The organism is Sutcliffiella sp. NC1 (genome assembly GCF_027594365.1).
In the GTDB taxonomy this organism is placed as follows: Bacteria; Bacillota; Bacilli; order Bacillales; family Bacillaceae_I; genus Sutcliffiella; species Sutcliffiella cohnii.
On sequence record NZ_CP115153.1, the window covers coordinates 2097996 to 2113284 of the forward strand.

The following is a 15289-nucleotide window of genomic DNA, read 5'->3' on the forward strand; positions in this document are numbered from 1 at the left end:
AAAGGAAGTATACAATGGCTCAATCAAATATTAAAGTTGCAGTTCAGAAGTTCGGTAACTTTTTAAGTTCTATGGTAATGCCTAATATCGGTGCTTTTATTGCATGGGGATTAATTACGGCATTATTCATTCCTACTGGCTTCTTCCCGAATGAAAAGCTCGGAAGTTTAGTAGGACCAATGGTTACTTACTTGTTACCTCTATTAATTGGTTATACAGGTGGTAAATTAGTACACGACCAACGTGGTGGTGTAGTAGGTGCTATTGCAACGATGGGGGTTATCGTCGGAGCTCCTGATACACCGATGTTCCTAGGCGCAATGATTATGGGACCACTTGGTGCATACGTTATGAAAAAGTTTGACCAAACAATCGAAGGGAAAGTTAGATCAGGCTTTGAAATGCTCGTTAACAACTTCTCTGCTGGTATTCTTGGTGGAATACTTGCTGTTCTTGCATTTTTAGGTATAGGCCCTGCTGTGCAAGCGTTCACAAAAGTTTTAGTAGCAGGTGTTGACTGGTTAATTGCAGCGGGATTACTTCCTTTAACGAGTATCCTCATTGAACCAGCAAAAATTCTGTTTTTAAATAATGCTATTAATCACGGAGTTATGACGCCTATAGGATTAGAACAAGTTCAAAGTGCTGGACGTTCCATTCTATTCCTACTAGAGGCAAACCCAGGACCAGGTTTTGGTGTGTTATTAGCATTTATGATATTTGGAAGAGGAATGGCGAAACAATCCGCAGCGGGAGCTGGAATCATCCACTTCTTCGGTGGAATTCACGAAATTTATTTTCCGTACGTTTTAATGAAGCCGATGCTTCTCGTTTCTGTTATTTTAGGTGGTATGAGTGGCGTCTTTACACTAGTACTTTTAGGTGGAGGACTTGTTGCTCCGGCATCTCCAGGTAGTATTTTAGCAATTATGGCTGTAACTCCGCCAGAAGGAATGGCGTATGTAGCGAACATAGCAGCAATTGCTGTCGCAACAACTGTTTCGTTTATAATATCTGCCATCATTCTTAAAACAGGTAAGCAAACGGAAGAAGATATAAATGAAGCAACGAAAAAGATGAAGGAAATGAAAGGGAAAAAAGGTTCTGATTCAAATGAAACAGCAGTAGCGGCTAACAACGGAACTTTCCCAACAGAAGTAAACAAAATCGTTTTTGCATGTGACGCAGGTATGGGATCAAGTGCAATGGGTGCTTCTCTTCTTCGTAAAAAGGTGAAAGAAGCTGGCTTAAATATAAACGTTACTAATACTGCAATCAGTAACATCCCAGCTGACACGGAAGTCGTTATCACCCAAGAAGAATTAACACCTCGTGCCCAAAATAAAATACCAACTGCTTTTCACATTTCAGTAGATAACTTCTTATCTAGTCCTGAGTACGATCATTTAATTGCAAGGTTACAAAATGATATTACAGGAGAACAGGCTGAGCTTATCGAGGAATCACAAGAAGATGCAGTAGGCGTAGAGCCTAACATGGATAACGATGACGATATGTTATTAGAAGAAAACATCTTTATCGGAAAAGAATTTGCGAATAAAGAAGAAGCAATCCGTTTTGCTGGAGAAGTGCTAGTAAAAGCAGGATACGTTGAAGATAGTTATGTAGATGCCATGATTGACCGTGAAAATATGACATCTACTTACATGGGGAATAATGTAGCTATTCCACACGGTACAGAAGAAGCGAAAAAAGCGGTTATTAAATCAGGCTTTACGGTGATTCAAGTACCGAACGGGGTAGACTTTAACGGTGAACAGGCAAAACTAATCTTCGGTATTGCTGGTAAAGACGGAACTCATTTAGACATCCTTTCTGGTATTGCTATCATTTGTTCGGAACAGGAAAATGTTGATAAAATGGTACAAGCAAAAACGGTAAAAGAACTGAAAGAAATTATTAATAGTAAGTAATAGTTAGAAAGGCGGGAATTCCTGCCTTTCTCTTGTACTTTTTTCTACGTTTTCGCTTAAATAAATGAAATGAGTGAAGAGAATGTTTATTACCTCGAGGGAAAAAAACATTATCAATTTAATTGTGAGAACTTCTAGAAAGCATACCGTTTCAACACTATCTTCGTTTTTAAATGTTAGTGGAAGAACGGTCCAACGGGATCTAAAATCGATAGAAAAAATATTAGATAAATTTCATTTGCAATTAAATCGTACTGCTAACGATGGTCTTTTTATTGAAGGTAAAAATGAAGATATTTATAAGCTAATCCAAAATTTAGCTACTATACATCCGACTGATATAACTCCTGAAGAACGAAAGTTAAACTTGCTCCTTACTTTACTACATGAAGGTCCGTCCTTTAAAATACAAGGGCTGGCTCATGATATTGGTGTTAGTGGAGCAACTTTAGCAACATATGTAGATGAATTAGCAGAGTGGCTACGGAAATTTTCTATTAAGCTTATAAAAAAAAGAGGCGTTGGGATTGAACTCATTGCCGAAGAAGCGAACAAAAGGCACGCTCTAGCCAGCTATATTTTAGTTTATTTCTATGAAGAATTAATAGATAGCTTATATCAACTTCAACAAGGAAAATACACTAATAAAGAGATTCTTGGATATTTTTCTCCAAGAGATTTATTAATGATTGATCAGCTAGTGAATCAAAAAATGCAGAAAGATCAAGCGAGATTAGCAGACAGTGACTATATTGGCCTCGTCGTTCACATTTGTATTACCATTCAACGAACAAAAAATAATTATGTTTTAACTCAAGAGTATGATTCGGAAAATGAACTTACTGCTGAATATCGTTTAATAGAAAATATTTGTAATGAATTAGAAGAAAAACTATATATGCAGATTAGTAAAAGTGATCGGCATTTTCTAACTGTCATACTAAAGGGCTCGAAAGTTCAAGGTACAGACGTCGTATTATACGATAGCGTTCATTTAGGAAAATTAATAAAGAAAGTAATTGAAGACATCTCTACAAAGCTGCATGTAAATTTATCACATGATTTTTCGCTTTATCAAGGTTTATTAGCACATATGGAGCCTTCTATTTTTCGGATTAAGCAAAAACTAGATATATTTAATCCGTTAACAGATGAGATAAAAAGGAAATACCCAGTTCTATTTATGGCTGTGAAAAAGAGCTTGGAACAAGTATTTATAGACATCGATTTTCCTGAAGATGAAGTCGCTTTTATCGTTCTTCATTTTGGCTCAGCACTTTTAATGAATGAAGAGGAAGTTAAAATAAACGCTGTAGTCGTCTGCCCGACTGGTATAGGTGCTTCAAAAATGCTAGCAAGTAGAATTCAAAAAGAATTAATGGAAATTAAAGATATAGAAATACTATCTATAAATGATTTTCAAAGCGCTACTTTGGATGAATACGATGTTGTCATATCAACAGTAAGACTACCTTTTACAAATGTTGATTATATTTTAGTAAGCCCTTTGTTACGTGAGGAAGATATCGATACGATTAAAAGTTACCTTCAAAATAATATAGAAAAAGTAACACGGAAAAAAAGTTATTTAAACACGGATCAAAAAGATACGTTTAAACATGATCGAACGGATGTAAAAGTACTTCTACAAGAAATAAAAGATGTCCAGTCTAGTATGGATTCTATTTTAAATAATTTAAGAGTCGTTCGAAAGCAAAATGTTGATGATCACTGGAACACGATAAAAGAAGTAGTAAAAGACGCGGAACAAGAGGGATTACATACAAATACTTCTAGTGTTGTACAACAATTAATGGCAAGGGAAAGACAGGGCGGCCTTGGTATCCCTAATACGAATATGGCGCTATTTCATTGTCGTGATAATCATATAAAAGAACTTATATTCCAAATTGCACATATCGACACCCCTTACACAATTAAAGGAATGGATGGCCAGGAAGTACAAATGAAAAGCTTGTTGCTAATGCTAGCTCCGGTACATATGAGTGAAAGAGAACAAGAAATACTTAGCATGATTAGTACGAGTTTAATCGAAAGTGATGTATCGATGATGATTTATTCATCTTCCAACGAAGCACTCATTCGACGGAAGTTAGAAGATTTGTTTTTAGACTATCTTCAAAATAATTTGATAAAGGAATGATGAAGTTGAAACAAGCGGTTCACTTTGGAGCAGGAAATATCGGTAGAGGTTTCATTGGGGCATTATTTTCTCAATCAAGTTACCATGTAACTTTTGTTGATATTGCTGAACAAATAATAAATAAACTAAACGAAGAAAAAAGCTATAAAGTTGTATTAGCTACGAATCAAAAGGAAACGATTCAAATCGACAACGTTTCCGGATTAAACAACATGACACAAGAACAAGAAGTTATCACTGCCATTAAAGAAGCTACTTACTTAACGACAGCAATCGGCCCAAACATTTTACCGAGAATTGCACCTTTAATGGCTCGTGGAATTACAGAGCGCGTTGCTCAAACCGATGAAAAAAAGCTTTACGTTATTGCTTGTGAAAATCAAATTGGTGCAACAGATATACTTAAGCAACACATTTTAGACAATCTAGACGAAGAAACAAAAGCGAAAATCGAAGGGAAAGTTCACTTCTTTAATTCTGCAGTTGACCGCATCGTGCCAATTCAAGACCAAGATTCGCTCGATGTACTCGTGGAGCCGTACTATGAATGGGTTGTAGAGGCAAAAGAGTCGATTCCACATGTTGAAGGTATGACAATTGTAGAAGACCTTGCTCCGTTTATTGAACGAAAACTATTTACCGTAAACACTGGACATGCGGTAATCGCATATTTAGGATATTTAGCAGGAAAATCAACTATCGATGAGACCCTTGCAGATGACGCAGTTGCCAACCAGGTTAGAGAAACATTAAAAGAAACAGGTGCTTATTTAGTAAAAGAATACGGCATTGATGAAACAGAACACCTATCTTACATTAATAAAAATATTGAACGATTCAAAAATCCATTTTTAAATGATGGCGTAACAAGAGTTGGACGTTCTCCAATTCGTAAACTAGGTCCGGAAGATAGACTTATTCGTCCTGCAACACAAGCAGAAAAAGCTGGGTTACCATTTGAGAACTTGGCAAAAGCAATTGCCGCAGCTCTTCTTTTTGACAATCCAGAAGACCAAGAAGCGATGGAAATTCAAAGTATGATTAAAGAACATGGACCGGAATATGTTCTAAAGACAGTTAGCAAATTAGAGGAAAATAGTGAAATTGCGAAAGAAGTAATTCGTGCGTATGATATGTTGAAAAGTAATGCATCCGAAGCGTAAAATATGGAAAAAAAGCGGTTTAAAAAGTTAGTGGTGACTGACTTTTTGGGCCGCTTTTTTATTATTGTTTACAACATATATAAGATTGTGTCCTAATTTTATAACATACTGGGCTACCGCAAATAGAAGGGGTACTTATCGCAAATAACAGGGAGCTTATCGCAAATAACAGGGAGCTTATCGCAAATAACAGGGTGCTTATCGCAAATAAAAAAGGAGTATCGCAAATAAAAAAGGAGTACCGCAAATAAAATGGGGTTTATCGCAAATAAAGTGAAAGCAGTAGTCCATCCACAGCTTTTTTTTAACATAATAATTTCCTTACTAGCATTCGGGTTGGTGTAAGTTCGAGTTTATTTGAAGCAAAAAGGAGGAGAGCATAAGAAGATTTAAATTATGTTTTCAAAGTGGCAATTTTTTTTACAGAGGATTTTTCCATTTTATGTGGAAATTATTAGTTAATAGAAAGAGGAGTACGAATAGCAAAAGGGGGATCTATATATGGAATACGTAATGGAATTAAGAAAGTTAGTCGGGCACCGACCTTTAATATTACCAGGTTCGGTTGTATTAATAATAAATGAACAGAATCAAGTGTTGTTGCAACATCGCCATGACGGAGGCTGGGGGTTACCAGGTGGAATTATGGAATTAGGAGAAAGTCTAGAGGAAACTGCGAGAAGAGAAGTGAAAGAAGAAACAGGGCTAGATATTGGTGAATTGAAACTACTAGGAGTTTACTCAGGTGCTGAATTTTATTTAAAGGTCAGTAATGGGGATGAATTATATTCGGTCACAGCTGTTTACCAAACACGTGATGTGAAAGGAAATATTGAGATGGATCAAAGCGAGTCAAAAGCTTTACAATATTTTCACTTAAACAATTTGCCAGAGGGATTAACGGATGTATATAGAAAATATATGGAGTCCTATATTCAAGAGGTAACAAAGTAAGGTGGATGCGATGGATTATCTATTATTACTAACTTCCATCATACTATTACTTTTCTCATTAAAGAAAATAGCAATGATAAAATACCGTACCACAGATGGAATTGCAGCGGACATAAAACAAAATATTCTTTCACTATTATGGGGTATAGTCGTCGTATCAGCAATCTTAACGATTATATATCAAGTTTGGGTAGTAACCGGGAAGTCTTCATATTGGGATGGTGTATTTATTTTAGGTGGTACTGCGTTACTAACGTTTTTTTCAAGTTTTTGGTTTTACTACAAAAGCTCAGTGAAATTTAACGAAGGGGTGTAGCATGTATAGTGTGGAAGAGAGAGAATTGTATTTTCAAAAATTAGTGAAACAATTGGAGGAGTCTGATTTAGTTGAAGGAGTTGTTCAATTAGGATCAGGGGTAAAGGGCTACCGTGATGAGTTTTCAGATATTGATTTAATGGTATGCACGGTTGAAGAGGTAGAGCAGTTGAAAGATTACGTTCTCCAATGCTTAGGAGAGTTCAACGTTGCTTATATGAAAGCGAAAAGACATAGTGAGCAAGTGTATATTATTATTGCTATTTTAGAAAATGGTTTAGAGTTTAATATTTCAACATTACCGACTGCCTATTTAAATGTTCGATCTCCGTTATGGAAGGTGTTAGTTGATAAGACGGGTATTGTACTAAAAAATATGAATTTTGAGCACGAGCGTTTTTCTAATAGACAAGTAAAATATTACGTTACACCAGATATCGCTTTTGAGTTTGTGTATTTTATGCGAAGGTTAAATATTGAGTTAAAACGAAATAATCTTATTTACGCAATGAAAATAATTGAAATGTTACAAGGATTTATTCTTGAGGTGCAGGCGCTGAATGAAAACAAAAAACTTCACCAGTTTAAAGCCTACGACACTTTGGACCCTAGTTTTATTAGAAAATATCTTCTAACCTATCCAAATGAAACTAATAGTGAAAATATACAAGAGTCCGCTAAAAAGTTAAAGGCTTTATTTTTGGAAGTAATCGAAAAAAGCGATTTTGCAAGGCCGGATGAAAAATTGATGTGTTTACTCGAGGGAGGAGTTGCCAGGTGAATAAATTTAAAGTTATGCTAGTGTTACTTTTTTCTGTAAGTTTGATAGCTTGTAGTAATCAATTACCGAGTAAAAGTGTGATTCATTCGGAACAAAATGGTCCAGTGGATCACTCAATTGGGAGTAGGTTAGTAAAAATAGCCGATCGAACAGAAACACTTGATGATCTGTGGGGTGAATTTAACCTAGAAGGAAAAGCACCTACTATTAATTTCGATGAGTCTACTATTCTCTTTTTGCACACCATCGAAAGTTCCTGTCCGAAACGTGTTAAAAAGATGGAATGGAATGAGGATGAATCGATTTTAACGATACATACAACTACCCAATCAGACAATTGTAACGATATAGCAATTCCAAGAACATTCGTTTTGGAACTGGAAGAGGAAAAAGTGGGGAAACTCGCTACCGTTGTTTTTGAAGGCGAGCCGTTTAATATAGGGGAGCGCTAATCAAAGTAAAATGATTAGCGCTTTTTAGTGTATTGAGTGTTGTACGGGATAGGTGCATCGTCTAAGCTTGGGGCCAGCTTCTGGAAGTGCGTCAATTAATTTTCCAAGTGCAGCATAAAAATCACGAATTGCATCAATTGTTTTCATAGAACACTAGATAAAAGCCGTATTCACCAAAAAAGGGAGCTATAGAGGATGGAACAACTACATTTAATTAAACCAACGATGAAACTCAAAGAGGAATATTTATCTTTCTACCAAGAATGGGTCGATAGTGGGGAAAATATGGTCCCTTGGGTTATCCAAAGGGACCCGTCAAACTTCGAAGAGATGCTTCAATTTATACAAGACCATGAAAATGGGGTAAACCTTCCTAAGGGCTGGGGACCGGACAGTACGTTTTGGTTAATTAATGAAAATAATAGAGTGCTAGGAGCGGTAAATATACGCCATCGGTTAACGGAATTTTTGTTATATCAAGGTGGGCATATTGGGTACGGAATTCGGCCGTCCGAAAGAAGAAAAGGGTATGCAACGAAAATATTAGCTTTATCACTTGAGAAGGCGAAAGACTTAGGCATTACTAAAGCACTTGTCGTTTGTGATGAAACGAATGAAGCGTCATATAAAGTGATCATAAAAAACGGTGGTGAACCAGATACAGACTTCGTTGAGGATGATGGTAACGTTATTAAGAGACTTTGGATTAATTTATCTAAATAAACTTGCAACTTTAATCATCAATAATCGTACATAAAGTAACACAGTTTCATAGGGGGAGTCTATATAAAAACGGAACAATGGAAGGAAATCGCAAAGAATAAGAATGTGAAATTCATACTAGCAATCCTTATTATTAGCATATCGATTTTTTATTTCTTCATCTTTTTTTCAAAAGGAATGGAATTTGAACAAAATATTAGTGCCGCATTCCCCTTCAAAATTCTATGATTTAGTGGGGGTTAGGCTCTAAGGTCTTACTCTCCTTGTTGTTCTATTGTGATCTTCTTCAAGCTGTTCATTATATTTTCAGTATCCCTTTATGTCGGTATTTTGTTACAGCAATTAAATGATAGGTCAATCTATAATAAGAATGTTTGTTCTATTTGTAATCACTCATGTTTAATCCCCTCATATATTTACAAAATAATAGGAAAATGGTATACTTCGGTATAGAACAAACGTTCGTAAAGAGGGGGTGGTTAGTGATGATAATGGCTAAAACGTTACGTCATAAGATTACGAATCATTCGAGAATTTTCGATCCCACATTAAATATTTATAACGAAGCATTAGCATTTATTATAAATGTTATAGACAACGAGTTTGATGATTTGAGTGACATTTCTACGAAGTCTATTGTCTCAGCAGTAGAAAAGCTAATACATACCACTAAATCAAATCCCCTTCCAAAATATAAAGAATTTAATCAGCGTTTTTATAAATTTCCTTCCTATTTTAGAAGAAGTGCAATAGCTACTGCTTTCGGGAAAGTAAAAAGCTATCGTTCGAATTATAAAAATTGGTTAAAGGAGAAGGAAATAACTCTTTCTGAAGGGAAGAGATTTAACAAGAGACCACCTCGATTACAACTAGAACACAAAGAATTTCCGGTGTTTTACAAAACTAATATGTTCCAAAGAACTTCAGACACTACTGCCCGTATCAAGGTGTTTCATCATAATGATTGGGTATGGGTGGACATAGAGTTTAGAAAACAAGATTTATATAAACGAGATGTCTGGAGCTGGAAAGAACATAACCCCAAGCTTGTTAAAGTTGGGAAAAAATATTTCTTAAACATCAGTTATTCGAACAGGGTGGCTCTAAGTAAGACAGAAATCAATAGCCAAAAAGTATGTGCAGTAGATTTAGGAATCACAAACTCTGCAGTTTGTTCCATCGTGGATGCAAAGGGCACTGTCTTGGCTCGAAAGTTTATTAATCAGGCGAAAGAAAAAGACCGTTTGTATCGGATGACAAATAAGCTTCGAAAAGTTCAGCGTGAATCCGGTTGGGCTGCTGCACCTAATTATTGGCGACAAATCCATGGTTTGCAAAAACACATTATTAATCATACGTGTCATGAAATTGTGAAATTTGCGAAAGAAAACAAATGTGAAGTTATTGTATTCGAATATCTTAACAAAATGAGAGTCCCGAAAGGTTTTTGGGGAGCAAAGAAACTTCGTTTCAAACTACGTTATTGGCGTAAAACAGCTATTCAAAACAAAGTCAAAGAAATGGCTAACTATGTAGGGATTAGAATATCCAGGGTAAATCCACGCAATACTAGCGCATTAGCATTTGATGGCTCTGGAAAAGTGGAACGAAACGATAAGAAAGACCTTGCTGTATTTACTACAGGTAAAGTTTATCATGCAGATCTTTCAGCTAGTTACAATATCGCAGCACGATATTTTATACGCGCTTACCAAAAATCCTTACCTGAAAAGGTATGGTTGTCTTTACAGGCAAAAGTTCCTGTTTTGGCAAATAGAACAAATCAGACCTTATCTTCATTCATTAGTCTAACAAAGGCAATGGAGGCACCGGCGGTGACCTATTAGCTTTGTTTGTACTGTATTTAAGATAAGAGATGCTCCTTCAAATTGTGTTAGCAATTAGTGGGAGAGGTTCACCAAACTTTTTTGGAGAAGAAAGTAGATGGGTCTACTACACACTACATTGGTAAACATACTTATGGGCCTATTCATCTATTAGTTAAAGAAGGCGAAGATGGGGAGACGAAAAATGTCACGTACCTTCTCCCTAGTAAAATAAAACGCCAATATACAGTTACTACGTCTACAAATAATTGGGGTAATGAGAAGGTACGTATAAAAGATGAAAAAGGATTATTGTTGTTCGAAGGAATGTATTCTCCAGATTACTTCTTTTTAACAAGTGAAAATGGGGAACCTTTTATAGAAGAGGATGCGATAATTCGCATTGGATATAATAACAATTCCCCGTTTACGAAAGATTATGTCATACCGCTTAAACATGTAGTCGATGTTGCTATGCATGAAAACGAAGTAATTCGTGGGGATGTACCGTTATTGCTAATTGTGTTCTTTTTATTTGGTTATACTGCTTTTGATAGAAAGTTTCCACTCTTTTTCTTTTATTTACGAAATTTTTTGGACGTTAGAGATCCCGAGCCATCTGAATTTTATTTGTCGATGCAACGTTTAGGATGGAAGGTTTTTCCGATAGTTGGAGTTATTCTATTAATCGTTGCAATTCTGTAATGTTTCATGAAAGGGTGTTTTTAAATGTGTGGCCGCTTTACGCTAATAACAACATTTGAATATTTAATTAGTGAGTTTGATATTCAGCTAGCGTTTGATGAAGAACTTTTCGCCAATAGTTACAATATCGCTCCTACGCAACAAATCGTGTCCATTATTAATGATGGAACAAATAACCGAATGGGGCATTTAAAATGGGGACTCATACCGTCTTGGGCGAAGGATGAGAAAATGGCTTCCAAAATGATCAATGCTCGTTCAGAGACAGTGGATGAAAAGCCAAGTTTTAAAAGGTCATTTTATCAAAGACGGTGTCTTATTCCGATGGATTCTTTTTACGAGTGGAAGCGGGATGGGAAAGCCAAAATACCTATGCGTATAAAAATGAAGGATGACTCGCTGTTTGGAGTGGCGGGACTATGGGATACGTGGAAAGCTCCTTCAGGGGAGGCGGTTCACACGTGCACGGTTTTGACGACAGAACCAAATGATTTATTGACTGATATACACGATCGAATGCCGGTTATTTTACCGAAAGAGAAGCAATCCATATGGCTAGATCCAGCAACTAAAGATAAGACGGAGCTAAAATCGTTACTCATTCCGTATAATTCGGATGAAATGATAGCTTACGAAGTTTCACCAAAAGTGAATTCGACACGGAATAATTCGATCGACTTAATTGAACGAGTTTAAAAAATAAATAACCATCGCAGTCTACTTAGTTGTGGACTGTTTTTTTTTATTAAAATTCAACACTTTCTATCATTTTTTGAATCTCGTTCAATTCCTTAAGAGAAATAGAGTATTAGAATTAAGTTGAAACTTCTTACCTTTTTACACGTATGAAAAAGATAGTATTTGTATAGGATGAAGGAGGGACCGAAAATGGGGGAGTTAATAATAGAAATTATATTTTTATTACCTTTGTATGGAATTTTAATTTGGACATATTTTGCTCCAAAGGAGAGCGCTTTATTATTACAGAGATGGAAGTATAAAGAGGAGCCAGAGTTGTCGGAAAATTATATTCGGTACATAAAATTTGCATCAATTAGTTCAATTGTTGTAATAACTTTCGTTACAGTTGCTATTATCGTTACTAGCCCCTTTATTCGTTTGTTGCTTTTATTTATGGTCATCGTATATTTCATTATGGCAGGGCATAAATTTTTAAAAAGTTTAGAATAAGCGAATGCAAAGTTAATCTTTTGGAACTTCGTAATTGGAGGGATATGGTTGCCAAAAACGAGTATTAAGAGGGAGTATAATACGCAAAGAACTTGCGGAGTCTGGTTAATGTACATCGGACTAATTATTATAATCTCTTCGTTAATCGGAAGAGATTTATTAATACAACCGTATTTATTTGGAATCGGATATTTTGTTGGCTTCATACTTATTTTGTGTCTACCTTTTGTTAATCGAAAATTGGCTTATGGGAAAAGTACTAAATTTCAAGATAATATGGATAATGTGTCCATATTATTAAATGTAGTACTATGTACAGCTAGCGGATTGATAATAGGCTTTAACGATTTAAGACTGTTCTGGTTATGTATTTTTATAGTCGTTGGAATACACTTTTTTGGTTTTTATTTCTCACAAGGAAAAATAATGTTACTGTTAGGATTTTTAACCGTTTTAAATGGAGTGATTGCTTTATTTTTGAATAGTGTTCCTTTTCTAATTTTTGCAATGATTGATGGTAGTTTGAAGCTTATCGTTGGTTTAATAATGTTAAACATGAAGAGAACAACTCATGTACCAACTTATTTACATAGCAAATGGCTGCCCAAATAATATGGACAGCCACAATCAAATAAATTATACGTTGAATAAAGCACCATCAATTGTGTAAGAAGATGAGCTCACATAAGAAGCTTCGTCAGAAAGTAAGAAGGCAATAACGTTTGCTACTTCTTGTGGTTCTCCGTAACGTTTCATCGGTACTGCGTCGTTGTAAGCTGCTTGTGCTGCTTCTGCTGCACCTGGGGCAACGTTTGATTCAATGTTACGCATCATTTGTGTATTAATAACACCAGGGTTTACTGTGTTAACACGAACGTTATATGCTGCTGCTTCTAAAGCAGCTACTTTGTTAATACCCATAACTGCATGTTTAGAAGAGTTGTATAAAACCATGCTTGGGGAACCGATTAAGCCTGCAACGGATGCAGTGTTAACGATTGATCCTGATTTTTGCTCCTTCATTACTGGTAGTACATATTTTAAACCGAAAAGTACACCTTTTACGTTAATGCCGTAAACGAAGTCAAAATCTTTTTCTGTTACTTCTTCAAGTGGTTTTGCTGGGCCTTCCACACCTGCATTATTTACAAACCCATCAATGCGACCGAATTTCGCAACTGTTTGATCAACGTAATTTTTAACGTTTTCTTCATTAGAAACGTCTGCTTTTACGACTAAACTATTTTCTTCTGTTAAACCAAGCTCAGCTTGTACAGCTTTAACTGCTTCCTCATTTAAATCTACTAGTGTTACTTTTGCTTGTGCGTTAGCTAATTTACGAACAACTTCTTTCCCAATTCCACCTGCTGCACCTGTAACGATGACTACTTTACCTTCAAAGTTCATGTTATATCTCTCCTTTGTTAATCTATTATCTTGAAATAAAGATATTGGCTGCATACTAAGCATAAAAGGTGCATGAAAACGTTTCAATATGCAATAATGAAGGAAATGTATGTTATCGTACAAAACCTTTTATTTTGTATGTTAAAAGTGTAAAGGAGAACATGAGATGTCTATTCCATATCCTGATAAGCGGGTTATAAGAACGAAGGAAAAGTTTCATGAAGTTTTAATAGATTTAATGGAAGAAAAGAATTTTCACGATATTACTATTACGGGAATAGTGAAAACAGCCGGTTTTAATCGCGGAACTTTTTATGCACATTATGAGAAAAAAGAGGAGTTATTAGAAGAAGTAATAGAAAATATGTTTGATAAAATGAAAGAAGTATTCCGGAAACCATATGAAGATTTATCGGTAATAAACTTTCATGACTTCCCTTCCAATTCGATTATTTTATTCGATCATTTTATAGAACATAGACAGTTTTATAAGCTGATGCTTAGGCAAGCATCGACCACAAATTTTCAAGAAAGATTTTCCAATCAACTAGATAAATATTTTCGTGAAGAGTTTGAATTTGATGTTACTAACATTGATCCTAGTATTGACATAGAGCTTTTTATTACATATCGTATTAATGGTATTATCGGCATCATTCTCCAATGGATTGAAGATGATTTTCCAACGTCACCATCCTATATGGGGGAGCAGCTTTTACATGTTTTAAATTTTTCTACTGAGAAGATATATATTAAAAATAAAAATGAATGAAAGGAGCATGTGTAAGTTGTTGATGCTCTAGCGCTTACGAAAAGGAGGGGGACGATAATGCTCTCTCCAATAAAAATGTTTTTAAAGTTTTTATTTAAAACTGTTGACAACTTTTCGTTAAGCTAGTATTATTATCTCGAAGTCAAGATATTTTTTTGTTTCATATTTTTTTGTTTAATATCTCGAATTCAAGATTGTTTCTATCTGCAGTTATATTTTTTTAAGTTTATATCTCGATTTCAAGATTTTGAAAAAGTAAGGAGATTTTAAAATGACTGATTTTATCCAATTAGTAAAAGAGAGACGTTCTGCTAGTAATTTTCTCCCGAATATATCAATAAAAAAAGAAGAATTGCAGGAGATTTTTGAACTAGTAAAATTCGGTCCTTCCGCATTTAACTTGCAGCATAGTCATTATGTAACAGTCTTAGACGAAAATAAGAAAGAGCAGTTGCGTGAAGCCGCAAATGGACAATATAAAGTATCTACTGCTTCAGCTGTAATCATTGTTCTTGGAGATAAAAAAGCATACAAACAAGCATCGGAAATTTATGAAGGCTTAAAAATGTTAGGGATTGTAAATAAACAAGAATATGATCATATGGTTCAAGATACTGTTTCTTTTTACGAAACAGGAGGGGCGCAATTTCAACGAGAAGACGCGATTCGTAATGCCTCACTTTCCGCGATGTTATTTATGTTAGCCGCCAAGGAAAAAGGTTGGGATACATGTCCAATGATCGGATTTAACGCTGAAAAAGTGAGAGAAATATTAAAGGTTGACGAACAATATGAAATAGCACTGATGATTACGATTGGAAAAGAAAAGGTAGCTAGTCGCAAGCCTCGAGGCTATCGGAAGCCAGTTAGTGAATTTGTTACGTACATTTAATAAAAGGAA

Annotated in this window: 16 protein-coding genes; 15 read left to right on the forward strand and 1 reads right to left on the reverse strand. The window is 35.3% G+C overall.

Annotated features, from left to right (window positions below; translation table 11 throughout):
- The first annotated feature begins 14 nt into the window (after positions 1 to 14).
- From O1A01_RS10890 to O1A01_RS10950, 13 genes are all read left to right on the forward strand, one after another.
- The gene (locus O1A01_RS10890) at positions 15 to 1934 is read left to right on the forward strand and encodes a PTS mannitol transporter subunit IICBA (RefSeq protein WP_066411347.1); all 1920 of its coding nucleotides are present in this window, start codon (positions 15 to 17) and stop codon (positions 1932 to 1934) included.
- A gap of 82 nt (positions 1935 to 2016) precedes the next feature.
- On the forward strand, positions 2017 to 4098 hold the full coding sequence (locus tag O1A01_RS10895) for a BglG family transcription antiterminator (protein ID WP_066411346.1): 2082 nt from the start codon (positions 2017 to 2019) through the stop codon (positions 4096 to 4098).
- A 5-nt stretch (positions 4099 to 4103) separates the two neighbouring features.
- Positions 4104 to 5261: a mannitol-1-phosphate 5-dehydrogenase gene (locus tag O1A01_RS10900; protein ID WP_066411344.1), complete on the forward strand. Its 1158-nt coding sequence runs from the start codon at positions 4104 to 4106 to the stop codon at positions 5259 to 5261.
- 501 nt (positions 5262 to 5762) lie between these two features.
- On the forward strand, positions 5763 to 6215 hold the full coding sequence (locus O1A01_RS10905) for an NUDIX hydrolase (protein WP_066411942.1): 453 nt from the start codon (positions 5763 to 5765) through the stop codon (positions 6213 to 6215).
- A gap of 10 nt (positions 6216 to 6225) precedes the next feature.
- Positions 6226 to 6531, forward strand: coding sequence for a hypothetical protein (locus tag O1A01_RS10910; protein ID WP_066411941.1), 306 nt, complete (start codon positions 6226 to 6228; stop codon positions 6529 to 6531).
- Position 6532: 1 nt separating this feature from the next.
- The gene (locus O1A01_RS10915; protein WP_066411940.1) at positions 6533 to 7312 is read left to right on the forward strand and encodes an aminoglycoside 6-adenylyltransferase; all 780 of its coding nucleotides are present in this window, start codon (positions 6533 to 6535) and stop codon (positions 7310 to 7312) included.
- Positions 7309 to 7764 carry a hypothetical protein gene (locus tag O1A01_RS10920; protein ID WP_066411939.1) on the forward strand — a complete coding sequence of 152 codons (456 nt, stop codon included), beginning with the start codon at positions 7309 to 7311 and terminating at the stop codon, positions 7762 to 7764. The genes O1A01_RS10915 and O1A01_RS10920 overlap by 4 nt, the downstream gene beginning before the upstream one ends.
- Before the next feature lie 195 nt (positions 7765 to 7959).
- A complete protein-coding gene (locus O1A01_RS10925; RefSeq protein ID WP_066411936.1) occupies positions 7960 to 8487 on the forward strand; it encodes a GNAT family N-acetyltransferase in 528 nt (175 codons plus the stop codon).
- Positions 8488 to 8972: 485 nt separating this feature from the next.
- The gene (locus O1A01_RS10930; protein ID WP_066411933.1) at positions 8973 to 10334 is read left to right on the forward strand and encodes an RNA-guided endonuclease TnpB family protein; all 1362 of its coding nucleotides are present in this window, start codon (positions 8973 to 8975) and stop codon (positions 10332 to 10334) included.
- Positions 10335 to 10415: 81 nt separating this feature from the next.
- Entirely contained in the window at positions 10416 to 11018 is a 603-nt protein-coding gene (locus tag O1A01_RS10935; protein WP_157076581.1) for a DUF6199 family natural product biosynthesis protein, read from the forward strand.
- A gap of 24 nt (positions 11019 to 11042) precedes the next feature.
- Positions 11043 to 11714, forward strand: a complete 672-nt coding sequence (locus O1A01_RS10940) for an SOS response-associated peptidase (RefSeq protein WP_066411929.1) — start codon at positions 11043 to 11045, stop codon at positions 11712 to 11714.
- 192 nt (positions 11715 to 11906) lie between these two features.
- Positions 11907 to 12209 carry a DUF6199 family natural product biosynthesis protein gene (locus O1A01_RS10945; protein WP_174522353.1) on the forward strand — a complete coding sequence of 101 codons (303 nt, stop codon included), beginning with the start codon at positions 11907 to 11909 and terminating at the stop codon, positions 12207 to 12209.
- Positions 12210 to 12257: 48 nt separating this feature from the next.
- Positions 12258 to 12821 (forward strand): DUF6609 family protein, encoded by a 564-nt coding sequence (locus O1A01_RS10950; RefSeq protein ID WP_066411926.1) that lies wholly within the window; start codon positions 12258 to 12260, stop codon positions 12819 to 12821.
- A 24-nt stretch (positions 12822 to 12845) separates the two neighbouring features.
- Here O1A01_RS10950 and O1A01_RS10955 read toward each other — a convergent pair whose 3' ends face one another.
- Complete coding sequence (locus O1A01_RS10955; protein ID WP_270066253.1) at positions 12846 to 13616, reverse strand: SDR family NAD(P)-dependent oxidoreductase; 771 nt, start codon at positions 13614 to 13616, stop codon at positions 12846 to 12848.
- Positions 13617 to 13782: 166 nt separating this feature from the next.
- Here O1A01_RS10955 and O1A01_RS10960 point away from each other — a divergent pair, with 166 nt between their 5' ends.
- A complete protein-coding gene (locus O1A01_RS10960) occupies positions 13783 to 14388 on the forward strand; it encodes a TetR/AcrR family transcriptional regulator (protein WP_270066254.1) in 606 nt (201 codons plus the stop codon).
- A 271-nt stretch (positions 14389 to 14659) separates the two neighbouring features.
- Complete coding sequence (locus O1A01_RS10965) at positions 14660 to 15280, forward strand: nitroreductase family protein (RefSeq protein WP_270066255.1); 621 nt, start codon at positions 14660 to 14662, stop codon at positions 15278 to 15280.
- The last annotated feature ends 9 nt before the right edge of the window (positions 15281 to 15289 follow it).